Annotated in this window: 24 protein-coding genes and 2 pseudogenes; 9 read left to right on the top strand and 17 right to left on the bottom strand. The window is 56.3% G+C overall.

Features of this window, described 5'->3' with window-relative positions:
• The first annotated feature begins 264 nt into the window (after positions 1-264).
• Positions 265-1,284 (top strand): annotated as a pseudogene (locus tag Pan97_RS25965) (DUF1559 family PulG-like putative transporter).
• Positions 1,285-1,399: 115 nt separating this feature from the next.
• The gene (locus Pan97_RS25960) at positions 1,400-1,801 is read left to right on the top strand and encodes a carboxypeptidase-like regulatory domain-containing protein (RefSeq protein ID WP_144977944.1); all 402 of its coding nucleotides are present in this window, start codon (positions 1,400-1,402) and stop codon (positions 1,799-1,801) included.
• A gap of 236 nt (positions 1,802-2,037) precedes the next feature.
• On the opposite strand, the gene Pan97_RS25955 is transcribed toward Pan97_RS25960, so the two are convergent.
• A complete protein-coding gene (locus Pan97_RS25955) occupies positions 2,038-2,472 on the bottom strand; it encodes a carboxypeptidase-like regulatory domain-containing protein (protein WP_144977942.1) in 435 nt (144 codons plus the stop codon).
• Between the two features lie 110 nt (positions 2,473-2,582).
• Positions 2,583-3,506: pseudogene (locus Pan97_RS26585) on the bottom strand (DUF1559 family PulG-like putative transporter).
• A 307-nt stretch (positions 3,507-3,813) separates the two neighbouring features.
• Between Pan97_RS26585 and Pan97_RS25945 the strand changes: the two are divergent.
• The 3 genes from Pan97_RS25945 (at position 3,814) to Pan97_RS25935 (ending at position 6,566) form a co-directional block, all read left to right on the top strand.
• On the top strand, positions 3,814-4,761 hold the full coding sequence (locus tag Pan97_RS25945; RefSeq protein WP_144977940.1) for an ABC transporter ATP-binding protein: 948 nt from the start codon (positions 3,814-3,816) through the stop codon (positions 4,759-4,761).
• Between the two features lies 1 nt (position 4,762).
• Positions 4,763-5,803, top strand: coding sequence for an ABC transporter permease (locus Pan97_RS25940; RefSeq protein WP_196782223.1), 1,041 nt, complete (start codon positions 4,763-4,765; stop codon positions 5,801-5,803).
• A gap of 445 nt (positions 5,804-6,248) precedes the next feature.
• Positions 6,249-6,566, top strand: a complete 318-nt coding sequence (locus tag Pan97_RS25935) for an RNA recognition motif domain-containing protein (RefSeq protein WP_174819560.1) — start codon at positions 6,249-6,251, stop codon at positions 6,564-6,566.
• Positions 6,567-6,643: 77 nt separating this feature from the next.
• On the opposite strand, the gene Pan97_RS25930 is transcribed toward Pan97_RS25935, so the two are convergent.
• Genes Pan97_RS25930 through Pan97_RS25920 form a run of 3 tightly spaced genes read right to left on the bottom strand, consistent with a single transcriptional unit; the run spans position 6,644 to position 9,793 of the window.
• Positions 6,644-7,822 carry a hypothetical protein gene (locus Pan97_RS25930; protein ID WP_144977936.1) on the bottom strand — a complete coding sequence of 393 codons (1,179 nt, stop codon included), beginning with the start codon at positions 7,820-7,822 and terminating at the stop codon, positions 6,644-6,646.
• Between the two features lie 9 nt (positions 7,823-7,831).
• Entirely contained in the window at positions 7,832-9,055 is a 1,224-nt protein-coding gene (locus Pan97_RS25925; protein WP_144977934.1) for a hypothetical protein, read from the bottom strand.
• 6 nt (positions 9,056-9,061) lie between these two features.
• On the bottom strand, positions 9,062-9,793 hold the full coding sequence (locus tag Pan97_RS25920; protein ID WP_144977932.1) for a hypothetical protein: 732 nt from the start codon (positions 9,791-9,793) through the stop codon (positions 9,062-9,064).
• A gap of 145 nt (positions 9,794-9,938) precedes the next feature.
• Between Pan97_RS25920 and Pan97_RS25915 the strand changes: the two genes are divergently transcribed.
• Positions 9,939-10,673, top strand: a complete 735-nt coding sequence (locus tag Pan97_RS25915) for a carboxylesterase family protein (protein WP_144977930.1) — start codon at positions 9,939-9,941, stop codon at positions 10,671-10,673.
• Between the two features lie 58 nt (positions 10,674-10,731).
• Here the strand turns inward: Pan97_RS25915 and Pan97_RS25910 are convergent, their stop codons facing one another.
• The 4 genes from Pan97_RS25910 to Pan97_RS25895 form a co-directional block, all read right to left on the bottom strand.
• Positions 10,732-11,643 (bottom strand): diacylglycerol/lipid kinase family protein, encoded by a 912-nt coding sequence (locus tag Pan97_RS25910; protein WP_165698977.1) that lies wholly within the window; start codon positions 11,641-11,643, stop codon positions 10,732-10,734.
• Positions 11,644-11,665: 22 nt separating this feature from the next.
• On the bottom strand, positions 11,666-12,493 hold the full coding sequence (locus Pan97_RS25905) for a 3-keto-disaccharide hydrolase (protein ID WP_206668914.1): 828 nt from the start codon (positions 12,491-12,493) through the stop codon (positions 11,666-11,668).
• Positions 12,494-12,692: 199 nt separating this feature from the next.
• Complete coding sequence (locus Pan97_RS25900) at positions 12,693-13,187, bottom strand: hypothetical protein (protein ID WP_144977927.1); 495 nt, start codon at positions 13,185-13,187, stop codon at positions 12,693-12,695.
• Between the two features lie 555 nt (positions 13,188-13,742).
• The gene (locus tag Pan97_RS25895; RefSeq protein ID WP_144977926.1) at positions 13,743-14,237 is read right to left on the bottom strand and encodes a hypothetical protein; all 495 of its coding nucleotides are present in this window, start codon (positions 14,235-14,237) and stop codon (positions 13,743-13,745) included.
• Between Pan97_RS25895 and Pan97_RS25890 the strand changes: the two genes are divergently transcribed.
• From Pan97_RS25890 to Pan97_RS25880, 3 genes are all read left to right on the top strand, one after another.
• Entirely contained in the window at positions 14,236-15,747 is a 1,512-nt protein-coding gene (locus tag Pan97_RS25890; RefSeq protein WP_144977925.1) for a hypothetical protein, read from the top strand. The two genes, Pan97_RS25895 and Pan97_RS25890, sit on opposite strands and share 2 nt — an antisense overlap.
• A 782-nt stretch (positions 15,748-16,529) precedes the next feature.
• Complete coding sequence (locus Pan97_RS25885; protein ID WP_144977923.1) at positions 16,530-17,189, top strand: response regulator transcription factor; 660 nt, start codon at positions 16,530-16,532, stop codon at positions 17,187-17,189.
• A gap of 73 nt (positions 17,190-17,262) precedes the next feature.
• Entirely contained in the window at positions 17,263-17,694 is a 432-nt protein-coding gene (locus tag Pan97_RS25880) for a hypothetical protein (RefSeq protein WP_144977921.1), read from the top strand.
• An 85-nt stretch (positions 17,695-17,779) separates the two neighbouring features.
• On the opposite strand, the gene Pan97_RS26395 is transcribed toward Pan97_RS25880, so the two are convergent.
• The 8 genes from Pan97_RS26395 to Pan97_RS25845 all read right to left on the bottom strand — a co-directional run bounded on the left by Pan97_RS26395 (position 17,780) and on the right by Pan97_RS25845 (position 26,853).
• Positions 17,780-17,935 carry a hypothetical protein gene (locus Pan97_RS26395; protein WP_165698976.1) on the bottom strand — a complete coding sequence of 52 codons (156 nt, stop codon included), beginning with the start codon at positions 17,933-17,935 and terminating at the stop codon, positions 17,780-17,782.
• A complete protein-coding gene (locus tag Pan97_RS25875; protein ID WP_144977920.1) occupies positions 17,916-18,854 on the bottom strand; it encodes a hypothetical protein in 939 nt (312 codons plus the stop codon). Before Pan97_RS25875 ends, Pan97_RS26395 begins: the two co-directional genes overlap by 20 nt.
• A 373-nt stretch (positions 18,855-19,227) precedes the next feature.
• On the bottom strand, positions 19,228-20,985 hold the full coding sequence (gene lnt, locus Pan97_RS25870; protein WP_144977918.1) for an apolipoprotein N-acyltransferase: 1,758 nt from the start codon (positions 20,983-20,985) through the stop codon (positions 19,228-19,230).
• An 80-nt stretch (positions 20,986-21,065) separates the two neighbouring features.
• Positions 21,066-21,509, bottom strand: coding sequence for an ester cyclase (locus Pan97_RS25865; RefSeq protein ID WP_144977916.1), 444 nt, complete (start codon positions 21,507-21,509; stop codon positions 21,066-21,068).
• A gap of 120 nt (positions 21,510-21,629) precedes the next feature.
• Positions 21,630-22,841, bottom strand: coding sequence for a molybdopterin molybdotransferase MoeA (locus Pan97_RS25860; protein WP_144977914.1), 1,212 nt, complete (start codon positions 22,839-22,841; stop codon positions 21,630-21,632).
• A 12-nt stretch (positions 22,842-22,853) separates the two neighbouring features.
• A complete protein-coding gene (locus Pan97_RS25855; RefSeq protein ID WP_144977912.1) occupies positions 22,854-23,453 on the bottom strand; it encodes an anthranilate synthase component II in 600 nt (199 codons plus the stop codon).
• A gap of 117 nt (positions 23,454-23,570) precedes the next feature.
• Positions 23,571-24,479: a hypothetical protein gene (locus Pan97_RS25850; RefSeq protein WP_144977910.1), complete on the bottom strand. Its 909-nt coding sequence runs from the start codon at positions 24,477-24,479 to the stop codon at positions 23,571-23,573.
• Positions 24,480-24,579: 100 nt separating this feature from the next.
• A complete protein-coding gene (locus Pan97_RS25845) occupies positions 24,580-26,853 on the bottom strand; it encodes a tetratricopeptide repeat protein (RefSeq protein WP_144977908.1) in 2,274 nt (757 codons plus the stop codon).
• Between the last annotated feature and the right edge of the window lie 68 nt (positions 26,854-26,921).

Below are 26,921 nucleotides of genomic sequence, written 5' to 3'. Positions count from 1 at the left end.
CCGGTTGTGCATATAAATTTGCATAGTTTTTATATATATTGACCTTGGTAACGAGATGTTCGTGAGGCGCAGCACCCCAAAGATTGACGCGGACGCGAGATTAGGCGGTTTTCGCAGACTTCTGGACAGGCCTAACGACATAAGCATCACTTATCCTCCCCTTTTCCTTACTTATCAACCCACCACGTCTCCGCTCGCTGAGCGGGAATGGTACTTCCATCTATTCTAAATACTTACTTTCTCACACTCTTCAGGAGGCATCGGATGTCTATCCGTATGAATTGTCGGCGCGGGTTCACTCTCGTCGAATTGCTAGTTGTCATTGCCATTATTGGAGTATTGATCGCTCTGCTGCTGCCTGCGGTACAGTAGGCCCGCGAAGCGGCTCGTCGGATGCAGTGCAGCAACAATTTAAAACAGTTCGGTATCGCACTTCACAATTACCACGATACCTACGGTAAGTTCCCGCCTGGTTATTTGCTCCAAGACCTCAATGGAAGCAATCTGGACTACAACGGTACAGGATCGTCATGGGGTTGGGGTGCTCAGTTGCTTCCTTTCATCGAACAAAACGCTCTTGCTGACTCTTTAGACGTGGGATCCCAGTCTCTGACCAGTGCGCTCAACGATGCTACCTTGGTCGCGTTGATGAAGCAGCCGGTTCAGGCATTTCTCTGTCCTTCCGACACGGCTCCCAATCCGAATACGGGGCACAAACTGAAAAAGTCTTCCGGCGACGAACCGGTTGCAACAAGCAACTATGTCGGAAACAACACGAGCCATAAGTGGCACTCCGGCGGTCGGCTTACCGGTTACGGGCCTGGCGAAGGAGGCGGTTGGACGGGGCCTGGAGCGGCTCATGCGCCGACCGGAATCTTCTGGCGGAACTCGCGAATTGGCATGCGCGACATCACCGACGGCACCTCGAATACCATTGCGATCGGAGAACGCAGTTGGCGTCTGAATAATCCAGCGGGAACGCAGTTCGTCTGCGACGCAGCAATCGCCATCGGTACGGCCCACAACAACGAACAATTGACGATTCGACACGTACTGGCTGGCGGTGCGGTGCGCATCAATTTCACCCACAACGAGTGCAAATACGGTTTCTCAAGCCGTCACCCTGGCGGAGCAATGTTTGTGCTGTGCGATGGTTCGGTGCGTTTCATTCCCGAAACGATTGACCATACACCTACGGCATCGGGTTCCGGTGGCTCCTTCAACAACAGTACCTTTGAGAAGCTTCTCTCACGCAACGATGGTCAGCCTATTGGGTCTTACTAATTCGCTATCGTTCGGCTTCTTAACAGATTATTGTCAACCCACGCCCAGCCAGCCCGGCATGGTCCTGCTGGCGGCGTGAGGTCGTCTTTGGTATTTCATCTTCAAGGAAATAGTAATGAAGTGCGCGCTAGGTGTGTCGCTACTAGCAACGCTTGCCATGTTGCTTGGTTGTGGCGGCGGCTACGATGGTCCCCCTGTGGGAAGCGTATCCGGAATCGTAACGATCCAGGGAAAACCGGCTTCGGACGTGGTTGTCGAATTCACTCCGTTAGAAGGAGGACGCGGCTCTACGGGAACGACTGACGACAGTGGACGGTACGAGCTTATTTACAGCTCAAGCAAAATGGGAGCCCAGGTCGGCAAACACTCGGTCACGATCAGCGGGAATCAGGTACTCGACGATAGTAATACCAACTTGATGAAACCCAAAACCTCGGTTCCCAAGGAAGTCGCCGAGACGAAACGTGAAGTCGAGGTCAACTCAGGCAGCAACACGATTGATCTGGAATACCCGTAACTTCGACCAAAGGCGTGTTCAACGCGACGCGAGATGTTTACCCGTCTTCGAGCAGCCAGCAAAGGAGATCATTGCTGGTTGCTTTTTTCTAAATCCTTGGATCCTTCACGAACCTTGCTGTTACTTGCGAGTTTTCCCCCTGGCGACAGCTTGGTCCCTGCTTTTCGCCATATTCCTTCCGGCATAGAAGGATAAAATGAAGCAAAAGCCTAACGGTATTCCCACATCATCAAGGCTCATTTCGATTGCAAATCAAAATTAAACTCGTTCGTGCCTTCTTTGACTTCGGCAGTTAGCTCCGACTTGTCATTATATTTCTTGGGGAGCGTTTCCGGCTTGGCACTTCCCGGCACCGCGTCGTCGCCTGGTTGGGCGGTGGTGATAAGCACCTTATTCTCACCGACGACGGCTCCTTTGATGTCGTTGAGCAAGATCAATTCGTAGTGCCCCTGAGCATCCGTTTTTCCGGAAGCCATGCGTCCCAACTCCACCGACTGAAAGGAAACGGTAGCATCGGCAAGGGGTGAACCATCCAGGGTCACCTTGCCAGAGACCTCGCCCAGGTCTGGCTGGTCGGCAGGTTTCGATTGAAAGCAGCCGACGCAAGTTGTCGCAAGTGCCACAAGCATTAAAAAACCGATGGGTTGACGATAAACCGAGAGTCGTAGCATGTCGCTTGTTCCTTCCGAGGGGAGCGCGATGAAAGAGGGGTGGGTGTGAGCTGCCGGAGGCCCTCAAGAGATTGGGCATCCGGCGAAGTTGCCAAAAGCGTCCGGCCGCATTAGAAGTCGCTGATCGGATTTCCGTCGTCAACGCAGATCAGGTACTCGTAGAGGCTATCGATCGCGCTGGTATTGTTGTTAGGCGAGGCCGAACGGATGAACTGAATGTTTTCCGACAGGAAGCGAACGCTGCCGTCAAACTGCAAAACCATCGCACCGCCAGGGTGCAGACTGCTCAGCGTTTCTCCTTTCTGGTCGGTCGTGCCGGTGTTGTCGTTAATTGGCCAACGTCCGGAGATGGCCAACTCGTCGATACAGTTGCCGCCTAAGCTTTGCTGGCAACCTGCCCACGACTTCAAGCTCATCGTCTGACCGTTCAACTTCGAGCAACTCTCTCCGACCGCGAGCGTATTACTGAGGCCATCGACCACGTCGCGAAAGTTGCGTCCACTGTGGCGATAGAACCCACCGTCACCAGCATTCAGGCTGCCTGATCGCGAGTGATTGTAGACGGCGTAGTTCATCCCGCCCCCTTTGAGGAAACGCGGAGCTGCGTCGCCTACCGGCTTGCCCGTATCGGAAGGACAACGATATCCGTCGACCGGAACCAACATCGTATCAGTCAGCTAATTTTCGAGATGATTACCTTGGGTAATCCCAGCTTGGTCGTGCAATGCGCCTTGTTCAATGAACGGCAGCAGAAACGCGGCCCAGCCCCACCCCTCGACTGGGTCGGCTCCGTTGCCCATGTCGTCGGGATCGCCAATCGGCGAGATCACCATGGGAGGAAGCGTTTTGAAGGTGTCGTGGTAGTTATGTAGGGCTAACCCAATTTGTTTGAGATTTTTACTGCACTGCATCCGTCGAGCGGCCTCGCGTGCTTGCTGGACAGCAGGCAGCAGAAGAGCGATTAACACGCCAATAATCGCGATCACTACCAAGAGTTCAACGAGCGTGAACCCGCCATTTTTCGGGCGATTCATAGTTATGAGTTCGGTCCTTGAGAAACGGAAATACACAAGAAAGAAGGTATGTCAAACCCCCAGATTAGGTTGAAATTACAGGAAGGCCAAGAAATTAATCTTTCATGAGATATTTTTTGGTTTGGAGAACTTTTATCTCGGGAATCTGATGTATCAATTGCCGGACAAAGAGCAATTTCAGCCGAACTTCTAAGCATTTATCGTGTCTTGCGCGAGGGCATTTTGTCGTCGTCTTCCTTTGGCTTGGGTTCCCACGTAGAACGGAGCCTTCTCGAAATCCTTTTCTCCACATCATCAAGGTTGGTCGATGCCTCCCACGATACGCTGCCAGGACCTGGTGAAGACTTATCCCGGCAAGCCGCCGGTCGAAGCGGTGCGCGGGCTTGACTTGGAAGTGCACCCAGGCGAATGCTTTGGGCTGTTAGGGCCCAACGGGGCCGGCAAGACGACGACGATCGAAATTCTTGAGGGACTACTAACGCCGACCAGCGGCCAGGTCGAAGTGTTGGGCAAGAGTTGGGGTGGAAGCGAGGAAGAAGAGATTCGCCAGCGGATCGGCATCTCGCTGCAAGAGACTCGCCTGAGCGATAAGCTAACGGTGCACGAAACGATTGTCCTCTTCCGAAGCTTCTACAACCAAGGAATCACGCCGGACGAAGCGTTGGGGCTGGTCTCGCTGCACGAGAAAGCCAATGCCCGGATCAGCAGCCTTTCCGGCGGACAGAAACAGCGGCTTGCGGTGGCGTGTGCTTTGGTGGGGGATCCGCTGCTTGTCTTTCTCGACGAACCGACGACCGGGCTCGATCCTCAATCACGGCGGCAACTGTGGGACGTCGTGCGGGATCTGCGGGATGGTGGCCGCACGATCATGCTCACCACCCATTACATGGACGAGGCCGAGCGGCTGTGCGATCGCGTGGCGGTGGTCGACCAGGGGAAGGTCATTGCCCTGGGCACGCCGCGCGACCTGATTACCCGCCTGGGAGGTGACCAGGTGATTGAGTTCCGCGTGAAGGAGGAGGGCCCGCAGCTTTCGCACGAAGCGTTCGGGTCGCTACCTGGCGTGCAATCGACCTTCTGCGATGCGGGAACGATCGTGCTGCATGTCGAAGAGATCCACGCCGCGCTACCGGCAGTCATGGATAAGCTTCGTGCCGATCAGGCCGAACTGGCTCAACTGACCACGCGTCAGGCCAGCCTGGAAGATGTCTTCGTTACGCTTACCGGTCGTCACTTGCGGGATGGAGGAGAATAACATGACCTGGTCGATCCGTCCCCTGACGCAGCTGGTTATTGCCCGGCTGAAAGAGTTCTACCGCGAACCGGAAGCCGTCTTCTGGGTGTATGGTTTTCCGATTCTGATGACGGTGGCCTTGGGTGTGGCCTTTCGCGAACAGCCGGAGCAAACGTTTCGCGTTGAAGTGATCGGCTCTCAGGCCGAAGTCGCCCGCACGGCGCTTGGGCAGGATTCGCGCTTTCATCTGGGAGACAGCGACGAAGAGGCTGCGAAGGAACGCCTGCGCACCGGGCGAACCGACCTGGTGGTAACGGCTAGCGGCACGAAGGAGTTCGACTACTTATTGGTCCCCACGCGGCCCGAGAGCCAGCTCGCTCGGAACGAAGTCGACCTGGTCCTGCAAGCGGCTGCCGGTCGAGTCAACGCGGCGGAGGTGACCTCGACCGAGCTTAGTGCGCCCGGCGGCCGGTACATCGACTTTCTGGTGCCGGGCCTCTTGGGCATGGGGCTGATGGGGGGCGGTTTGTGGGGGCTGGGCTTCGTGGTGGTCGACATGCGGCTGCGAAAACTGCTCAAGCGGTTCCTGGCCACCCCGATGCGCAAGACCGACTTTTTGGCATCACTGATGATCAGCCGTTTGATCTTCATGGTGCCGGAGGTGCTGCTATTGTTGGTCTTTGCCTGGCTGGTATTTGGGGTGCAGATCGCGGGAAATCTGCTGACCGTAGTATTCTTCATTCTGCTAGGTGCGGTCAGCTTTGCGGGGCTGGGGCTGTTGATCGCCTGCCGGGCCAAGACGCTGGAGACCGTTTCTGGGCTGATGAACCTGGTGATGCTGCCGATGTGGGTTTTGTCAGGCATCTTCTTCAGCCGCGAGCGCTTCCCGGAGTTCCTGCAACCCGCCATTCGGCTGCTGCCGCTGACCGCATTGAACGATGCGTTGCGGGGCGTAATGCTGGAGGGGGTGGGGCTGTTTTCGTTAGCGCATGAAACGATTGTTTTGGTGCTGTGGGGAGTCGTCTCGTTCGTGGTAGCGCTGCGATTCTTCCGCTGGCATTAAGGACCTGGAAAAGTACCGGTTGAGCCGTCAAATCACAGGTAAACGTTATGTGAGGGTGAATTTTTGACTGTTTCGAATAAACAGGGGCAATCGGTACGTTTTCCCATTGACTCCACTTCTCGGGGGTCGATACATTCAGGCTTGAATCTAAGCATGGCTGTCAGTCTGCCTGCAATGATCGACCTGTTAGATGTGTTTTCTGAGAGACGTAATGGCGGATAGGGCCTTCTTGCCCGAGTTCGTCCGTTTGTTCGGATGCCCGATTGGCATCGCTCGAACCACCTACTAGTTGACGATTTTGGCGACAGAAAGACGCGGTGGGCCCGACGCCACTGCATAGATGATGTGAATGACGCACTGAGCCCACGGGCGAACGTGCGACGCCCGATCGAGCGAATCGGTCACTTCCGATTTTATGTCTTTCTTGCTAGTAGGTTTTAGATCCGTGAAGAAGAAATTGTACGTAGGGAATCTCCCTTACAGCTACACCGGTACTGACTTGGAAAACCTTTTCGGTGAGTACGGTCCCGTCGCTTACGTTAGCGTCATCTCCGATCGTGAAACGGGCCGTTCGCGCGGTTTCGGTTTCGTTGAAATGGACAACGACCAGGACGCAACGGCCGCTATCGACGCCTTGAACGGTTTCGATGTCGATGGTCGTAAGCTGGTTGTTAACGAAGCTCGCGAACGCGAAGGTCGTCCAGGTGGCGGCGGCGGTGGTGGCCGTGGCGGCGATCGCGGTGGATACCGTGGCGGTCGCTAAGCTTTAAAAGCTTCCGTGCACAAATCAATAAAGCGGCCCGAGAGAGTTTCTCTCGGGCCGCTTTTTTTATGGGGACGCTAGAAAGGGATGTAGTCTGTCATCGTCATCTCGACCTGAGGATGACGCCGCTGTATCGGCTGCAATTCTTCTTCCGTGACGGACGTTCCCTGCAAGTAGATCGTCCGCAGGCCGGGTAGCGCAGCAGCGGTTTCGACGTGGTGTGGCTCGATCGCATTGCCGCGAAGCACCAGCGTACGAAGAGTAAGCTTCCTGAGTTGCGGCAAATGCTGCGGTTGGAAAACGGGATCGTTCGTTCCGATAATCCGCTGAGGCGCCTTGGAATCCATCTTAGGCAGAATCAAGGAGTCTAGCTGAGGGCATTTCGCAAGCTGCTCGACGGCCTCCAAAGGAAGCTGCTCGCGAACGTCCACGACCTCGATAAAGGGACGCTCGGTTACGGCTTCGAAGGTGGATCGCCAATCGGCACCGGGCTGAATCTCGGCATAATCATCGTGATACAGCAATTCGAGATACTGATCGCCACCCAACAATTTGCGCAGCCACTGCGGTCCTTCGTAGTTCTGTCGCGTGATCATCCGACCGCTGTAAAAACTTCGCCCAAATCGTGTCGTCCAAAACGACTGGGGTGGATCGATTGCCTGATCTTCCAACGTAGAGATGCGATGATGATAGGTGTAGTAGCCCATGGCCAAACCAAGAAACGTCAGGCCGATCAGGAGATCCGACAAACCGAATTTCAGGAGTCCTTGGCGGCGATGAATTCTCCACTGGATCAGTGCTCCGGCTAAGGCGATTAAAAGGATCGCGATGCCGAAATCGAGCAGGAACGCCCCAGGACGAAAGAGCCAGTTCTCGGCTGAAAAGGGCCAGTTCTCCAGGTTCGTCCACGAGATTTCCTCACCTGTGGGAAACGGGACAGCATCGACAACCGCTCGAGCCAGGAAAGGACTGGGCCAGCCGTGTTCAATAATCTTCAAGTCGGGCGGGCAGATGGTGCTTCCATTTTCGGGATAACCCTCCGACATGCACATCGCATCGATGGATTGTTGGTAGGTATCGGCCTCCAATTCCATGCATGCGTCATACCACGGCTGCGGACGCTTTTCCAAACTTAGGTACAGCGACTCTCCCGGCACCATGATCAAAACCAACGCAGTCGCCGTCAGCAGCATCGCGCACCAGGTTGCCCGGTGCAGACGTTTGAGCAGCGATAGTCGCGGCCAAAGATGTTTCATGCGTAGCAATTACCCTGGCGAAGAAAACACCTGAAGGTCCGGTATCTCGTGGAAGTCGACTTGGGGAAACTCCTGGCGAAGTTCTTCGATCTGCTCTTCGGTCGCGCTGGTCGATTGGATCTTGATTTGGCGCATTGTCGGTAAGGCGGCAAGTTGAGCGATGTGCTGCTTTTGGATGAAGGTGCCGCTGACCGTTACCTTCGTCAGATGCAACGCTTCCAACTGGGAAAAGTCCTCCGGTTGCAGGGCCTTGTCTTGGGTACCGGGGATGAGCCGGGGTGTGTCCAGCTCATACATGCCGAGGTAAATCTCTTCTAGTTGCGGACACTCTTCGAGAATGGGGATGGCAGCGACGGGTAGGCCGAATCGCGGGTGGATCGTTCGCAGATAGGGGTATCTTCGAAGCCGCGCGAAGTTCTCTCGCCAACGGTCGTCGACGGTGATCGATACGGTATCAACATGATGGAACAGCGGCAGGTAATACTGATTCCCGACAAGCTTCCGTAGCCAGATCGGTCCCTGGTAGTTTTGCGCGTACGTCGTCCAGCCATCGGTGGAGGTAAACGCTGGGACCGCCATCGGTCGACCATCGAAGGATTCCCGTCGGCGCAGATTGTCGTGGTAGAGGTACGTTCCCAGGCCGATGCCGATGATAGTCATCACTGCCAGCATGTCGGCCAGGTGAAAACGCAGCAGACCGCCGTTACGTTCGATCCGCCACTGAACGAGCCCTCCCACTCCGGCCACAATGCCCAGTGCCACCAGCAGATCGAGCAGCAGCGACCAGGGCCGCAGCAGCCAGCCATCGGCCGAAAGGGGCCAGTTGTCGTAGTTGCTCCACGAGACGTTGTGATAAAGCGAGCCCCCCCAAGATGTAAACGAACTCTTCTTGCCTAGCCACGGTTTGCTCGGGCTTCGACGGTAATCGTAAACCAGGGCCCGAACTAAAAACGGACGGGGCCACCCGTGCGTGTACGCAGCCACATGCGTCGAGAGGTAGAAGCTCGGAGGCTTCAACTCTTGCTCAGCCGCCTTCTGGCGTTTGGCAGAAGCATCCAGTCGAAGCTGGTAGCACTCTTTTTCCCAATCGGTCAGCGGAAGAATAGAGCCCTCGATCTGGTATTCGCCTGGGACGACGATCAGGAACAAAGCCAATAGCGTGACGGACACGGCCACCCAGGTTGCCCAGTGCAGTCGTTTGAGCATCGCCAGATAGGTCAGCACGCGGCGCATGTCGGGTCAGGCCTCCACCGTAAGAAGCCAGCTGGCGAAGTTCTCGAACTTCTTCAGCGTGTTCCCATTTTGGTGATGGGTGTTGTTTCCCTTGGACATCCAGGCGAAGCCAGGACCGATCAGCGCATCGGGGCTGCGCATATGCAGGGCGATGCAAAGAGCGCGAAAATTCATCTCGCGGCTGGTATGCATCTTCAGGCCGGTCGACTTGTAACGAAACAGGTTCCGATCGATACGCATTCGCAGGATTGGATCGGAACAGACGATTTCGAGAAACACGCTCACATCAAATCGCGATCTCCGTTCGGTTCGATGGGAATGGCTTTCTCCATCACTTTCTTCGATGGTGACGAACTCCACTTTTTCCGCCACCTCTTGCACGATGTCCAGCAGGCGGATGTTGTCCCAGCGAAGGCGCCCTTCCCATTCGACCGAACGGAAAACGAGGTGTTCCTCCGTGAACTCCATCCCTCGAATGGCAACGCGGGGAGGCGTCGGCACCCGGATAAGGTGATCGTCATGCACCACGCGACACGGCATGCCTGCCAGAATCAACGCCTTGGCCATGTCTCTGGCGGCATCGTAGGGAACCATCTTGGCCAATACGCCCGGTCGATCGTGCAGGGCTTGGAGCATGTCGGCCTTGGCCAAGCCCAGGCACGGCCCCATGATCTCGGCAGCTTTGTCGAGATCTACGCGACAATCGGCTTCACGCAAAATGGCATACGTGTCAGGCATGTTCCTACCTGGGAGAGAGACTCAGTGCACTTCGTTGTACCAAGGGGCTACCAATCGAGCAAAGCTTTCTGCAGCATGTAGAAATCGATACAGGCCAGGAACTAGAATAGAGGCACTATCTCCTTCTGTTTACGAGGTTTTTTTCATGAAACTATCACGCGTATTTTGTCTGTCCTTGTTCCTCTTGTTTCCACTTGCCGTTGGCCTGCAAGCCGCCGAGGAAAAGCCGGCGACCCAATCGGAAGAGACGTTCGAGCTTTCCGACGGGAAGGAAATGAACTTCCTGCTCTATCTGCCCAAGGGATACGAACAGCAGCCGAAGTGGCCGCTGGTTCTGTTTCTGCATGGTGCCGGCGAGCGAGGGGACGACTTGTCGTTGGTCAAGAAACATGGCCCGCCGAAGCTGATCGAAAAGGGAAAGGAGTTTCCCTTCATCGTCGTCTCTCCCCAGTGCCCCAAGGGAACGTGGTGGGTGACCGAAGATGTGGTGGCACTGATGAAGCACATCATGCAGATCCACAACGTCGATAAGAATCGCGTTTACATCACCGGGCTGAGCATGGGAGGCCGAGGTACCTGGCAAGTCGCCGGTGCGATGTCTGGCGAAGTCGCCGCGATCGCTCCGATCTGTGGACCTTCCGACGTCAGCGTGGTCGAGAAGATCGCTCACTTGCCGATCTGGGTGTTTCATGGCGCGAAGGACCCGGTCGTGAAGATCTCGCACTCCGAAGACATGGTCAAGCTGCTCAAGGAAAAGGGGAACGAGCCCAAGTTCACGATCTACCCGGAAGCCAACCACGATAGTTGGACCGAAACGTACGACAACCAGCAGCTGTACGAGTGGCTGTTGTCGCACAAGCTGGAGACCGACCAAGAGTAGTCTCGTGAATTCTCACGGCGCGACCGAGGCACGCCGACGTGTGCTTCGGTCGTTCATCTTAGGCTGAAGCGTTTCCGTCGAACGCCGCATGCATTCCACCGACAACCATTCTGGCTGCCGGCACGATGCGGAACTTCAGCGAAGCGAACGTCGCCTTCTCTCCATCCAGGCTGCAGGGAACCTCCGGCGAAGCTTCGAATTCCACTTCCTGCGCAGCGTAGGTAACGATTCTTCGTTCGGCATCCTCGTTGGTCAGCATGAAGTTAAGTCCCGATTCGAAGAGTTCGGCCGTGGAAAGTGCCGGTAAGACGGTCACATGGATCTTGCCGTCGTTCAGCTGGGCCTTGGGGGCGATGACGAAGCCCCCACCGGCGCAGCGACCGTTGGCAACGCAGAAAGCATACGCTTCTTCTTCGATCACTTCCTGCCGATCGAGCGTTAAGCGAATGCGAAAGACAGGCGGATCGGATAGTACCGAGAATGCCGACATCCAGTAGGCCAGCGCCCCGTAGGTCTCTTTCGTTTCGGTTTGAATCTCTTCGGCGACGACACCCCCGATGCCGGCCGTAACCGCATTCATCAGTAGCTGGGGCTGGCCGATGGAAGTTTCGAGAACGTCCATCGCTTTCGCCTCGCCACTTACGGCCAGATTCCAGGCTGCTTCGACGTCATTCAGGGGAATATCAAGCGACCGAGCCAGGTCATTTCCAGTACCGGTCGGAACGATGCCGAACTGCAGATCGCTGGGAGAAGAAAGGACGCTCAGCGAGCGAGAGATCGTCCCGTCACCCCCGACAAGAATGACCCGGTCGGGGTTTTCCGCTTGAATGACCTCGATCAACGCTGCGTCGCCAGAGAGTTGATCGATCGGGATCCAGCAAAGCCCGTCACGCTCCGCGAGCTTTTTTACCTGCGGGCCGATCGCTTGGGCTCCGCCCGATCGGCCATTGAAGAGCGTACAGATTTTCATGCAGTCCTTTGGCTCCGTGCGACTACTCGTCCAGCAACATGATTTCCACTTTGCGGAACTGAACAGGGTGGCTTTCCGATTGCAGCGAGATCGTGCCACCGGACAGCATGACGCCGCCATTCTTTTCGATCAGCATCTTCGTGTGATCGGGTTCCGAGATGGAACCATTGCCTGGGTCGAGCTGCGACTTTTCGTATTCCAGGACGACTTTGCCATCCATGATGTGCTTGATCGTGCCGTTGCCGTGCACTTCGATCTCGCAAGTAACCCACTGGTCGCCACGGTACGTTTCCGACGTACTGCTCGTGCAGTGCGGCTTGAACAGCTTGCCATCCATTTCGACGTGGGTGCCTGGGGTGCACAAGTTGGCGGTCGTACGACTGCCGGTTTCCTTGCCGCCTAAAAGCTGCACTTCGATGGAAGCCGGGAAGTTCTGATCCTTGCCCATGTCCTGGGGCGATTCGCCATGAATCATCACGCCACTGTTGCGGAAGGCCCAGCCTGGACCATCTTTGCACTGGTCGCCGATGAAGCGGTATTCGACGCGCAGACGATAGTTGCTGAAGGGCTTCTCATAAAACAGGTGGCCAAACGTTTCGTTGAAGCCGTCTTCGTAACCGTCGGCATACGAAACCGTCAGTAGACCATCTTCCACGCGAAACGTGTCGCCAGGGTTTTCGCCAGCTTCGTGATAGCGGATTTTGGGAATCCAGCCGGTAAGGTCCTTCCCGTTGAAGAGCTGAATCCATTCCCCTTTGGGTTCAGTCGTTTGCTTATCTTCCGCCCGAAGAGCCACCACACATGTCAGAACCAACAACAACGAAAGGGACAGAGACCGGTGCATCGTCATGGGGGAACCTCATTGATAGAGTCGGACCGCACAGGGGGCGGCGTGGATTTCAGTGAATGATCGACTTGGGGCGTCGAAAGAGATTCCCCCAGTTTAATCCACCGCCAGCTGCGTCTAAAGCCGCTACCGGCAATCCCATTGAAAAACTACCCAGCAACAAATGATGGGTAGTTTCAAGTTTTTTATGCTGGCACGAGGACTAGTAGCCAATGATCGGCATTCCGACCGTCCGAGGGACCGGAGCCGGCGTGCTGTACCAGTAGGTCTTGGGATAGTAGTTCACTGTCGTTGGGGCGGAATAAGTCGTCGCGGGAACCACCTGGGACGTTGGTGCGTAGTAGGTGGTGGTTGCCGGCGGCGCGTAGTAAGCCGTGGTGACCTCTGGCGTGTAATAGGACGTCGTCGGAGTGTAGTAGGAAGTGGTCGGAGCGTAGTAGCTCGTGGTTGGCGTGTAATAGGTGGTCGTCGGTGCATAACTGGTGGTGACGACCGGTCGGTTCACGACGGTGGTTGCTGCACCCGGCACGACGACCGGCTGAAGTTCGGACCGCAGACCGAACAGTCCTCGACGAACGGGAATGTAACCGACTGCCGTCGGTGGGGCTACCGTCGTATAAACTTGCGCCTCAGCCGTGTTCACGGCAAACAGCGGGGCCAATGCGACGGCACCCACAATCAACCATTGCTTGAACATCTCGATCCCCCTTAGGTATGGATAAGTTGTTTTTGTTTCGGTGGCGACGAACAGCGCATCAAAGCATTGTTCCCTGGCTCGAAGGTGAGACAAGGCAAACCCAGTGCCAATATCTCAACAGATAAGGATTCTGCACCAGTTTAGGACACGGTTGGTCGCATACCCGTCAGGTTGATCGTTAGAATTCAATGGTTTCGAGCCCGACGATGGATTTTCCGCCATTTATGGTCATATTGAAACAATTGTTATCAAAATGATCGCAAATCTTCTCATGACGCTTCCAGTCGCAGCCGGAAGAATCGTCATAACTTGCCGCGTGGTTTGAGTTTTGGGGAATCAAATCGGATTGCGTCCCATTGGCATGGACCCTGCACTTGGGTCTGGTACGCACAGTTACGTACCTAGTCCGAAGACCGGAACGTGTTGCCAAAACGTAAATGGCACTCAAGCGCGTTCGGTTGAGGTCGAGAATAACCAAAGGAGTTCCATTATGTTCACGCGCTCCGTCTGGCTGGCAGGTCTATTGATTTGCCTGATCGGACTTCCCCAACTGGGTCAGGCCCAAGACAAGGGGCGAGGCAGTTCGCGCGGGTCCGACAAGGGCAGCAGCGCCCGCGGCAACAGTTCGCGTCCCACCCCAAGTGTCAGCCGTAGTCGCAGTAGTGCAGCGCCGTCGGCATCGTCCTCGTCGCGCAGTCGTGGTCCGTCTCCGAGCAGTCGAAGCATCCAACAGCCGACGCGATCAACACCCACACCACCGTCTTCGCGAAGCACCCCTTCGATTTTCAATCGATCGTCGCAACCAAGCGTGACCCCTGGCCGCACGCCAAGCCGCAACTCAACGAGTCCTTCTTCGATGGGAAATCGTGGATCGTCATCGCTGGATGCCTTGCGAGACCGGCTGCGATCTTCGCAGCAACCGAGCAACGCTTCGGACCGATCGCGTTCCCCGAGAACGCCTTCGCAAACGCCATCGAGTGATTCCAATCGAAGTCGGACATTCAGCCCGCGTCCTGAAACGTCGCAGCCGACACGCGACCTGCGTGACATGTTCAATCGCACGAACCGCCCTGATTTTGATCGGGATCGTGGATCGTCGGCGACGCCCAGTACCACGCGACCAGGCTCAGATCGTCCGACGACGACCCAGCCAAGCCGCGACATTCGCGAAATGTTCAACCGTACCAATCGGCCGAATCTCGATCGAGACGGTGGTTCGGGTCAGCCGTCCGGCAATCGTGGATCCGATGCGAGCCCCAGTCGTACGCCAAGTACCGATCTCCGCAATCGATTCCGCCCTGGCGATGCCAGCGATATTCGTGATCGCCTCCGTGAATTGAATCGAGGGGACGCCAATGCACGGCCGGCGCTGCCGGATCGCGGCAGTCAAGATCGCTCCAATTCGACGGATCGCGATGGTCGACCCAATTTCGATCGCGAGGCGTTGCCGTGGAATCGTCCCGGCTCCAACCGCCCCGATGGAGATCGGTTAAACTCCGATCGACCAGGGTCAGGTCCCGGTGACCGTGATCAAGCCGATCGCAATCGCCCCGACCGAGGTTCTTCGGAACGTGACGCGGACCGCAATCACGCGCGACCCAATTTCGATTGGCGAGATCGGGCGACGCGCGACCCGCAGTTCCGCAACCAGTTGGAAGATGTTCGTCGCCGCGGAACGCTCGACGACGATGCGATTCGCGATCGTCTAGCAAATGTCGAAAATCGTTTCCGCGATGGGAACCGAGGGGACCGCGACGGCAATCGAGATGGCCGCCGTGGTGATTGGGACCGCGACCGCAACTGGGATGGCCGTTGGGATGATAACCACCGACGCCATGTGCCGGACGACTGGTACCGCCATGCCCGCAATGTGGGTCATCACCACCACGACCGGTTCGCCTATGGGTGGAACAGCCGCTGGTACCCCAACAATCGGTATCTCAACAATTGGTACTTTCATACCTACCGTCCGCGACCAGGCTACTGGTGGACGTGGTGTTCGCCGTATCGTTTGAGTACCTGGTCTTTCTGGGGTAGCTACCCTTCGTACCCGGTTTACTACGACTATGGTTCGACGATCGTCTACGACACGCAGTATATCTACGTGGAAGAAGAACCGATCGCCACGCGAGAGCAATACGCTCTGGAAGCGATCGCTCTGGCGAACGAAGGACGCAAGATCCTGCAAAGCCGACCGCCGACCCAGGGAAATGGTAATCCCGATGACTGGCTGCCGCTGGGGGTTTTCGTCCTGACCGATACCCAGTCAGGCCAGGGAGACATCTATCTGCAGTTGGCTGTCGATAAGCAAGGTCTCTTGGCTGGTACTTACTACAATGCTTCGACCGGGACCTCGCTTCCCGTTTGGGGTAAGGTCGATCCGCAATCGCAACGCGCGGCATGGCTGATCGGCGAGAGTTCGAGCACGGTCATGGAAACAGGGATCTACAACCTGTCCCAGGAGGCCGCCTCGGTTCTGGTGCACTATGGTACCCAGCGCGACGAGACGTGGATGTTGGTTCGCTTGCCCGAGGACGAAGTCACCAATCCTGGCGCGTAGTCGCAACCACATCATGATCAACGCAAAGCCCTTGCTACCTTTTGGTTTCAGGGGCTTTTTTTTAGGCGTTTCGCTGCAGAAAACCAATGTCAGACAAGCTTCTGGTGGGGGGAAAGTTTGGGAAAAAAGGGCGGTCTCCCGCATTTTTTCGTTAGGAGTGTAAGAAAGTTTCTGCGAAAATTATTAAGATGAATCGCGCTTCGTCCCGCCGTTGCTCATCCCGTCTTTGCAGCTACCTTAGTGACGCAGCTAAGCGCACTAAGGCAACTCATCAAGCGTTTCACGAAAAAAAACGACCCAGAAAGGATAACCTTCCGTACGAAGTAGAAACGCGACCTATATTTACGATGGGTCAGAGACCTTCAGTGGCAAGACCGTGGGATTTTTGCGGTCGAAGCGCAGCGAAAGCCTGAAATTGCCTGTTTTGTGTAGTCTTACTAGACAAAACAGGAATACGATGGCTTTTATTTGAGGTGCCTCGATGGGAATCCGATGAAGGTACTGAAAGTAGAATCTGATTCAACATTCGTTAAGGTTTTGGTGACACTGGCAAGCAGCCGGCGCGATTCTAAAATCGCCGTTTCGGCCTTTCCGATTCACAGCTATTAACGACCCATAGACGTTCTCACCAAGATTCTCGCTGGAAATTGTCGCACTCGCACGTGCGGCACTTCACGGGGCAGCGAGATTTCACCTCTTGGCGGTGAACGGAATCAAGGGCAGCAACATGACTAGGGGTAAAACCGGTATGACCGTTTTCCTGGGTAGACAGTTTGCATCCCATGACTTCAGAATTGATTGTTCATTTCGTCGATGATGATCCCGCCGCGCGCGAATCCCTCCTGCAGCTTGCAAGATCGGTAGGGCTGATTGCCTATACCTACGGCTCTGGTGAAGAGTTTCTCGACCAAGTACAGCCAACGCAGCCCGGCTGTGTCGTGCTTGATATTCGCTTGCCCGGTATTTCAGGACTGGAAGTGCATCGTCGGATCAATCAGGCGAGCTTGCCGCTGATCGTGATCTACTTGTCCGCCCACGCCGACGTTCCAACGACCGTTCAGGCCATGAAGCTCGGCGCCTTCGAATTATTTCAAAAGCCGTGCAATACCACGCGATTGATCGAAGCCATTCGTCAGGCATTGGATAAGAATCAACGGACGTTTGAAAAGCACATCAAACGCAAAGAAGCGGATCAGCTGTTGCAAGATCTCTCGGCCGAGGAAACCAAGGTCCTCGAACTAATGTTCCTGGGACGGACCAACCAGGAGATCGCCGATCGTTTGCAGCTTAGTCTGCGAACTGTGCAGTTCCGTCGATCGAGCATCTTCCGCAAGACGAACGTCACCTCGAAGGCCCGGTTGTTCGACATGCTGTTCGATGCCGGCTGGAGCCCGACGCCGCAGGTCCCCCAGATCCAAGAAGCCGGTCGTCATGACGGCTAGACCCAATTCCGGCGGAAAGCTTCCCTTCTTTCTATAATGCGAGAGGGCCAAGTTACTTTGCCAGGGATCTGTCGTGGATACGCAAAACCCTTACCGCTCACCTCAAACCGGTAGTACGTCCGAGGTCTACCTGAACAGCGAGATCTTTTATGGAACGACGCTGGCTTGGTTCGTCGATCGGTACGAGTTCTTCGTGCCGGAGATCGCCGAGGTCGTGCCGCAAGCAATTGCGTTCTACGAAGGATCGGGTGCTCGGCTCGTTGCCCAGGAACCTCTGACGTTCTGGCGCGGCAATTGGTGGTCGACGCTGTTGGGACCCGAACGCCGTGCCCGACAGCGGATTGTCCTGCGAACGTCGGCCAGCGAACACCGCGTCAACGTCGAGTATCACATCAATATGATTCTGCCGACACGCGTCTATTACAGCAGCCAGCGAGAAGCGATGCGCCTGGCCACCGATCTGGGAGCCGTCCATCCGGAGACGCTACGCCAGGCGGACAGGTAGCTTCTCTATGGCGAGCTGCGAGCAATAAAAAAGCGAAGCCTGATGGCTTCGCTTCGTTGTTTTGATTTCTACTTGTTCAGGTGAACTAAGTGTTCCACTGAGGCCAGGTGCCGTAGCGCTGGAGTTCCATGAACAGCAGGATGGCTCCGGTCGTCAATGCGATGAACGACAGGATCAGCATCATGGTGTAGACGTTGAGGTTGGACTTGCGTCCCGACTTATCAGAGCTTTGTGGAGACATAGTCACCCTTCTTAATCAGGCCGCGGCGGTAGTCTCGAAGAATTTCACCAACCGCACGGTCTGGAGCGGTTTCCTTAATGACGATGCGGCCGAGATAGGTATCGCCGTTGAACACGTCCAGCGTATTGCCTCGGCGAATGCCATCGTCAGATCCGACCGAGATCTCGACCATGTTGTTGTCGTTGACGGCGGTGACGACGGCTTCCAGCTGTGGTGGAATGCCATCGACTGGAGTGTACTGGTCCATTCCGTGTGCCGTCAAAACACGCTGCATGCGAGCGGTCGTGTTGACCAATTGCTGTTCGCGTTCCTTCAGGCGGTCTTGTTCGACTTTGTACTGTTGAAGCTTGTCGGTCAGCAGGACGACTTCCTGGAAGTTGGTGTCGCGATCGGCCTGAGCCGTCTTGATGTCGCCACGCAGTTGAGCGACTTCCTGCTTGAGGTTCTTGGAATTGGTTTCGGACAATTCCAGAAGGATCTTCATGTCAGCTTCCGACTTGACCAGACGCTCGTTCTCTTGATCCAAGCGTTGCAGTTCAGCTTCTTGCAGCTTGGTGCGAGCCTGCAAAGCAGCCAGAGCGTAAACGCGAGCGGCGCGCTCTTGCTCGATCTTCGTCTTCAGCGTTTCGATCTCGTCCTGCAATGCCGCGGCGGCGGCCTTTTGTTCGGTGATGGTTGCTTCCATCCCCTGGCTGCCGGCGCCGTCCCCTTTCGCCACGTCGCGCCAGTTCTTGTGCGTGGCGTACACCATCATGGCCACGGTCATGAAGACCAAGCTCATGATGAGAATCAGGACGGTAAAGATCTTTCCGATCAATGTCATGGATGTGACTCCTTCAATGGCATTCGCCAAGGCCTTGCCTGGGTCGGTTTCTCGTCGCTCGCGGCCGCGTGAAAGGACTTCACGCGATTCAGGCAAGCCGCGTCCATGCAGATTGACGGATCCAACAACCGAAAAGCAGCCTCTTCAAGACCGCGCTTAAAGAGTGCCGGGTGTTTGGTTAGGGACAAGATGTGTGAGTATTTACGGCCAGTATAATTCTGGGGTTTGAACGGTGTCAACAAATCGGACAAATTAGTTTGGGGGTTCTGGGAAATGTGGCTGTATAACCGGAACTCGCTTCGCAGTGCGCCCAGTCCCTGATCTAATATAAACGACAATAATGCTTTACGACGGACTCAGACTGAGAAATTTGCCTCTCTTCTGCAAGCCGTACGTCCGATGGGGGAGCATCATTCGCTTTCTGCGGATAACCGATCACCGGGATAGGCAACCGAAACCCCTCTGTCGCCTAGCTTGCGTTGCCTGCCAGAGGGGCTGGGGCGGTTCTCGCTTTCACAAGCCATCCCACGATCGCCCCTACAATCGTCAGAACCAGACAGCCGGCCGCAAACCAGTCGCCGTAGCGGGTGTAAGAGGTAAGAGGGCGATGGGTCGGGTAGATCTCGGCGACCAGGTAGGTTGTCTTTCGCACCGGCGTGTACTGGGTCAGGTGCCCCGAGGGACTAATCACGGCCGAGATACCGGTGTTGGCCGCGACCAGCATCGGGCGACGGTTTTCAATGGCCCGAAACCGCGCACAGGTGAGATGCAGGTCTAGGATGCTCGAACCCCAGAACCAACCGTCGTTGGTGAGGGTGATCAGTGCATCGACGTTGTGCCCTTGGTCGTGGAGTTGGCGTACTTGCCCGGCAACGAGTTGAGGGACGGTGTTCTCGAAGCAGATGCAAGGGACGAGCGAAACACCTTCGACGTCGACCACCACCGGCCCCTTCCCCGGCGTGAGACCTCCGCCAATGGGGAGCCAATCGTAGACGAACGGAACGTACTCGCCGAAGGGAACGTACTCGCCAAACATGACCGGGTGGACTTTGTCGTACCGGTTGACGATCGTCCCCTCGTGCCCCACGTGAATGGCCGCGTTGTATTGATCCAGCCGCTGATCGCCATAACGCAAGACGGACGTTCCCAGCAGTAAGGGGGCCTTCCAGCGATTGACGGCCAGGTCCTTCAAAAAGCTGTTGAACCCTTTGGCCCGAGTAAGAATCCGCTTCTTGTGCTCTTCGACGCCAATGGGCAGATCGGCTGGCGGAGCGTAGTCTTTCCCCAACTCGAATACCATGTGATCCCCCATCGTCGTTTCCGGCCAGACGATCAAGTCGAGATCAGGATGCTTCTTCACCAGGTGATCGGTCAACGCCGTGTACTGCTCGAACGTGCGGGACGACTGCGTCGGGTCGCCGAAGACGGTGTCGATCGATCCTTGAACCAGGCCGATGCGAACGCTTTCGGCGTTTTCGTCGGTATGGTCTGCTCGGTATCCCCACACAACCATTCCGTTCATGTCGACGACGAAGTAACCGAAGCAAACGTAGCTTACACCTATTAGCAAGGCGGCAACAACGAGAAAGACTTGGCATACCCACTGTGGGATGTGCGGTAATAGCGTACGCCGATTGGCCGTTGGAATGGCCATCGTGAGTAGCGCCGCGACCGTCATCAGCACGAAGCTCACGCCATAGGCACCGACGAACTCCGCGATCTGAACCAGCGGCAAAATATCGACTTGGGTGTGTCCCAGCATGGCCAGCGAGAACCCAGTGACAAAGTAGGCCCGAAAGTATTCCAGGGCGGTCCACACGATCGGGGCCACGATCGCCAGCGGCGCGTAGGTGCGATGTACGATGAGGCGGCTGAGGGCGACGAATAGCGGGATGTAGCAGGCCAAATACCCGCTAAGCACCGGCCAGCCGAACGCCCGGGTGGCCCAGTGGGCGTTGCCGACGCCGTAAAGCACCGTCAACCAGAAGAGCAGGCCGGACAGGTACAGGATCCAGTACGATCGTTTGGGGAGCACTGGCGTCTGGATCAGCAACAACCAGCCCATCGGGGCGATCCAACCCAGCGGAAAAAAGTTCAACGGGGGAAACGCGGCGGCCAGCAACAAACTGCTGGCGATAGCAAGCGCCAACACACCCCGCCAACTGAGCGAAGGGGTCGCTAGGCTATCAGCGACGAAGGTTGTGGATGAAGTTTCGGAAACGTGCACAACGATACTCGTGGGAAACCGGGCGATGGAGAGCCTCTAATCTAAGCGGTTTCACGAGTCAGTCCTAGGTCGACTTGCGACTACGGCTCGTCTTCTTCAGGCGGAGGATTCCCTTTGGCGGCACCCACAAAGATCTGCAGCATGCGCCCCTGGTTCCAGCAGTCCCATCCTTCGACGAATTTGTCGTTTTCGTCGGCTTTCAGCCAGGTCATGCCGCGGAGCGCGACACGCGAAAGGGTGGGAGTGAATCCAAATCCATCTCCGGTATGCGTTCCGGTCAGAAACCATCGGACGACGACGTGAGGTCGTTGTTCGATTACCGCTTCGATATTCATGTGAAGGTCTGGCATGGCGGCCAGAACGTTGTCTCGGAACTCCTTGAACGTCTCCATGCTGAAATAACGGATGTCTGACTCGGCGTATCCGACAGCGTTCTTGGCAGACAAATCAAAGATGGCTTCGTCACTACGCTGGTTCCATACCAGTTCGAACCAATCCCTGGCCAGCTTCGTCAATTGACTCACGTGATGCCTCGACTTCAATGTGCCCCTTCAAGTCGAGAGTACCCTCAGTTCTGGTACTCCGTATATCACGGAGAAGTGTAACCCACATTCGGCTATTGACCAATGACCTGTAAGCAGGGGCTAGACCATCACAGCCGACACGAATTGTCCAGCTTCGTACTGGCTATTCTCCTCGAAACAGGCCAGTGCGTTGGCCTGGGCGAGCGTGGCCAGATCGGCTGAGCCCTTCCAGTTGAGTGGAGCGATCGTCGCACCGCCACCCTCTTTGCGACTGGCAAACGCCGGGAAGAAAACGGGGCGATTACCAGGATTGACGAAGTCACGTGTCAGTAAGAAGCCGGAAACGAACGGGGAGACGTTGCTTCGCCCCACCAGTTCATTCAACGCCGTCCGCACAAACAAGTGGAAGCAAACCAGGCTACTGGCCGGGTTGCCTGGCAGACCAAAGACGAGCGTCGGATTGTCGGTGCCACCCTGTTTGCCAAACCAGAGTGGCTTCCCAGGCTTGAGCTTGACTTTGTGAAAGATCTTTTCAACCCCCTGCTCTGCCAGAAGCGAAGGCCCCAAGTCCTTCACGCCCACCGACATTCCGCCTGAGATCAACAAGACGTCCGCTTCCAGGCCCTCGGCGATTGCAGCGGAAAGTTCATCCCGGTTGTCGCGAACGATGCCCAATTGTTTGACGACCGCACCCGCCTCGATCGCCATCGCTTCGAGCATGGGTCCGTTGGTGTTGCGGATTTGTCCGGGGCCCGGTTCGATGTTGGGACCCACCAGCTCATCTCCGGTCGAGATGATGGCGACCGTTGGGCGGCGATGGACGAGCGCTTTGGCTCCGGTGAAATCAGACAGGATGCCCACCTCGACTGGGCGAATGATCGAGCCGGCAGGGATCACGACCTGCCCTTTGCTAAGCAGTTCCCCTTTTTTCAGCACGTGGCTGCCGCGCTTTACTTGTTGGAGAATCTGCACGCGATCGACGTTCTCGGAGTCGATCTGCGTATCTTCGACCATGATGACCGAATCGGCACCCGGCGGCAGCGGTGCTCCGGTCATGATGCGTGCCGCTTGCCCCGACTCGATGGCTTCGCTGGCCGTGTTTCCGGCGGTGATCTCTTCGACGATTTCCAGATTGACGTTGCCGTGGTCGGTATCGGCGGCAATCAAAGCGAAGCCATCCATCATGGCTTTATCGAAGGCGGGGGACTCGACCGGGCTGATCACGTCTTCTGCGAGAGCCATTCCCATGGCTTCGATCGCGAGGCACTCTTGCGTGGGTAAACGAAACGCGTGGCGAGATACTTCTTCGAGGGCCTCAGTGACCGATAACATGGGTGAACTCCTTTAGGGACTCGTGGCTGGTTGAATCTCCAGAAAACGCTTTAGCATGTCCGTACCCGTTTCACTGAGAAAGCTCTCAGGATGGAATTGCAGACCCAGCAAGGGAAGCGATTTGTGGCGGATCGACATGATTTCCTTCTCGCCATTGGGCATCACGCTCCAAGCGGCGACCTCGAAACCATCGGGCAGGGTATCCGGCTTGATCACCAGGCTATGGTAGCGCGTGGCGATGAAAGGATTGGGCATCCCTTCAAACAGCCCCTTGCCATCGTGGTGGATCTCGTCGGTTTTGCCATGCATGAGTCGTTCGGCACGTACAATCGTTCCACCAAATGCCTGTCCCATCGATTGATGCCCCAGGCAAACGCCGAGGATCGGCAGCTTGTCGGCGAAGTGCTTGATTGCTTCGACCGAAATGCCAGCTTCGTTGGGCGTGCATGGCCCTGGAGAAACGATCAGATGCGTCGGCGCGAGCTTTTCAATCGTCGCGCAGTCGATCTGGTCGTTTCGGTAGACTTGAAGATCCAAGGTCGGATCGATCTCCCCCAGCCGCTGTACGAGGTTGTAGGTGAACGAATCGTAGTTGTCGATCAGCAAAATCATGCGTGGTTTCAGCGGGGCTTAACGTGCTTACAAGGGGGTAACGCCATTTTTCCCTAATCCGCCGTGAGGGACAATATCGGACACCAAAGAGTTCGCCTGCGTGAACGCTTCGTTCCATCACGACTGTGAGGAATCGTGCTTCGAATCAGAATCAGAAGCGCCCGAGGCATCGCGATCGGTTTTCTTCTGAGCCCGTGCCATGGCTAGAATGTCCGCCGTACTCGGCTTTTTAGGGGTTTCTTCCGTGGCGGATGAATCGGATTGAGTTGGCTCGGTTTGCTTCTCGCCGCGCAAGAGAGCCAGTTTCTCGGCGGTTGAGAGCTCCTTCTCCTCTTTCGGGGAGGATTCTTCTTTTTTCTCTTCCGCCGGCTTCTTTCCTCGAGCCATGGCCAGAATATCGGCAGTGCTCGGTTTTTTCTGCGCGGCGGCGTCGCTTTCCGATTCGTCTTTCTTTTCTCCGCGAAGCATCGCCAACTTCTCGGCCGTGGAGAGTGATTGCTCCCCCTGCTTCTCTTTCGGCTCGGCCGTTTTGCCTCGAGCCATCGCTAAGATATCCGCCGTGCTGGGCTTGTTCGCCCCTGGCTTCTCCATCGGGGGCTTCTTCTCACCTCGAGCCGCCGCCAAAATATCGGCCGTGCTCTGCTTGTTGGGCTTCGTCTCGGTTGGCTTCTTCCCGCGGGCCATGGCGAGTATGTCGGCGGTACTTGCACCGGAGGCCGACTTGGCAGCTGTCTTGGCCGAGGGCTTTTCCGGCGTCGCGTCGTTGGCGATGACCTTTTTCTCAGGCTTCTTTTCTAGCCCCGGTTCCGGCGGTCGATCGACGATTCTGAGGAAGTCGACGTCGATGTCGTACCACGAAATGTCGTTGGTACCAAGGAACTCAACCAGCGCACGGCCACTCATGTTGACGGTCCGGACGATACCGGTTCGCCCCTCGAATCGCTTCAGTTCGGGGACCATATGACCAATGGAAACGTACTTGTCGGTATATTCCCGTTTGAGCTTCTCGATGTGTTCAAAGACCATACGCGGCTCGGAATGCAGCTGCCTGGATAGAAGAATCCGGTGAACTCGTTCACCAGTTCCATCATAGAGAATGCAAATGGCTGCGGAAAGTGAACCGCGGTTATCGCGAGATCGTATTGTCGCCCAGCGCCTGGCGGATTTTCTGGGCCGATGCCGTATATTGGGCACTCTTCTGGGCATTGCCCAGTTCGCGATGCATCTCGGCCAGATTGTCGAGCGGAACGATCAGCTTCTTCTGCAAGGCCGCGTTTTGAGCGGTCGCCGACTCGATCAGCGACTTGCCTTGCTCGGTCAACGCAACGCCTTGCTCGCGGTTTCCGGTCGCCCAGAAGGAAACACCCATGCTCACCAGCGATTCGCCGCGGCGATCGAGCATGATGTTTTGCAGGGACTGGTCGGTGAGGTGCTGCATGGCCAGTTCGTACCAGTGGACAGCTGCGTTGTGATCCTGCTTCTGGACGGCACAAATGGCACCGGCACGAAAATAAAGATTCCCGAGCAACAGGTGATCGGCGATGCCGACTTCTCGGCCGGCCAATCCACCTCGGAGAAAGGCTCGGGTCTGATCAGCCAGTTTCAATGCGGAATCGTGCTTGCCGCGCGAGTGTTCGATGAAGACGGCCTGCGACAGGGCCTGGCCTGTTTCCCATTCCAAAGCACGGTGGAAGAAGGGATCGTCCGTCTTGCCATGCAACTCGCGATATTGACCGACAATCTGATCGATCGAATCGCCGGGATCGAACGGAGCATTGTAAAAACTATGCGCCATCAACGACTTAGTCAGCCATGCCATGCGAAGCTCGCCGGTTCCCTCTTCGTTGGTGACCATGTCATCGATATAGACCTTCGATCGCAAGAGCCACTGATTGACGGTCTGTTCTTTCTTTTCCCAATCGCCGGTGGCGATATCGATCGCCAGTGCCATGTGAGCATCGACGAGAACCTGCTTGGCTGCGCGGCGTACCTGCTGATTGGCATCGTTCACCAGCGGCGAGGCGATCTCGATCGCTTTGACGTGATGCTGCACTGCTTCGCGGTTTTTTTGCGGTCCTGCCATCTGCAAGAGATCGCCCCATTGGCAATGCGCTTTAGCCCGTACGTGCTCAGGCACGGTCACGTCTTCCGCGATCTGCTGCGTGTTGTGGATGCCGCTGGCCAGGTTGCCTTGAACGACGGTCAGCAGCGTGCGATGCAGACGATGTTCGGCGGAAGAGCCGACGCCGGAGGTTGCTTTTCTGGCCGCTTCGAAGGCTTCCGTATCCCGTCCCAAGCGATGCAGGATCAACGAGGTTTCGTACCAGGCTTCCGCGGAATACGGCTCCTGGGCGATTGCCAATTGATAGTCGTTCAATCGGTCGCGGAATTCGAGCGGCGAGCGACTGCTGGCCCGGATCATAAACGATTCGGCCGATGGAGCTTGAACGATGATGCGATCGACCTCCAGAGGACTTCCTTCCGCGGACTGGGGAATTAGGACGCCGCGTTCGGGATAAATCTTTCCGAGGTGACGTCCCGACGAGTCGCGCACGGCGGCTGGTTCGATGTTGGTGAGATCAAACTTCTGCTCTACCAGGTCAAGCGACATCGGTTTGGCAGGGATCAGAAACACTGAAACGATCTGATCCTTTTCGACCGCGATTTCGACTTTGGCGAAATCTTGCTGCTGGTATAGCCGAACGTGCTTGTCTTGATCGATACGTCGTGATTGAACGGGCTTGCCCCATTGACTTTCGATTTGCGCCAGCGATGTTTTACCAGGGAAGATCTGCCAGACCGAGAAAGCCTCGGTTGCGGCTGCCATGGTCGTAGCATTCGAAGGCTCGACAGTCGCCGGGGATGTTGTCTTAGCTTCAGGATTAGGCGTTACCGAAACCGGTGCCTGGGAGAATCGCGAGAGTGGTGCCTCGTCCATCGGTGATGCATCGACCTGGGCTTTTTTGGTTGGCTGGAGCGGCGTGGTCGACTGGGTGAATCTCGAAGTCCCTTGGAGGGCCGCAGGATTGTCGATTTTCTCTTCGTGAATCCCATAGACCCGCAGCGGGCCGTTGGCTATCGGCTGTGCAACCTGAGCGCCATCGGGGGGGCGGACCGATACCCTGGTGTCTTGGTTGGGTGTTGGTGGCTCTTGGGCGGAAGCCTGACGAACGGCGGAAGATTCGGGCGGATCTCCATCCGCGGTCAGCGAAAGGGAGAATGGGCGCGAGGCGGTCGGGCGGATCGGCTCGGTATGTTGTACTGGGGCTACCGTTGCTGCGGTGACTGGCTGGTCGGTCTCGTCCAACGTGAGACGAACCGGTTCGGCAACAGCCCACCCGCAAGCAGCGAGGACCAAAACCCCTGAGCAGATCAGTTTGTGAGTCGATAAAATACGCATGGTTTCCTCGGCCAGGCCACTCTGCCTCATGCTTTCTTACCCATCAGAGACAGTTCCAGGCGGGCGAG

It is taken from the genome of Bremerella volcania (assembly GCF_007748115.1).
In the GTDB taxonomy this organism is placed as follows: Bacteria; Planctomycetota; Planctomycetia; order Pirellulales; family Pirellulaceae; genus Bremerella; species Bremerella volcania.
This window is presented reverse-complemented; position numbering and strand designations above follow the sequence as displayed.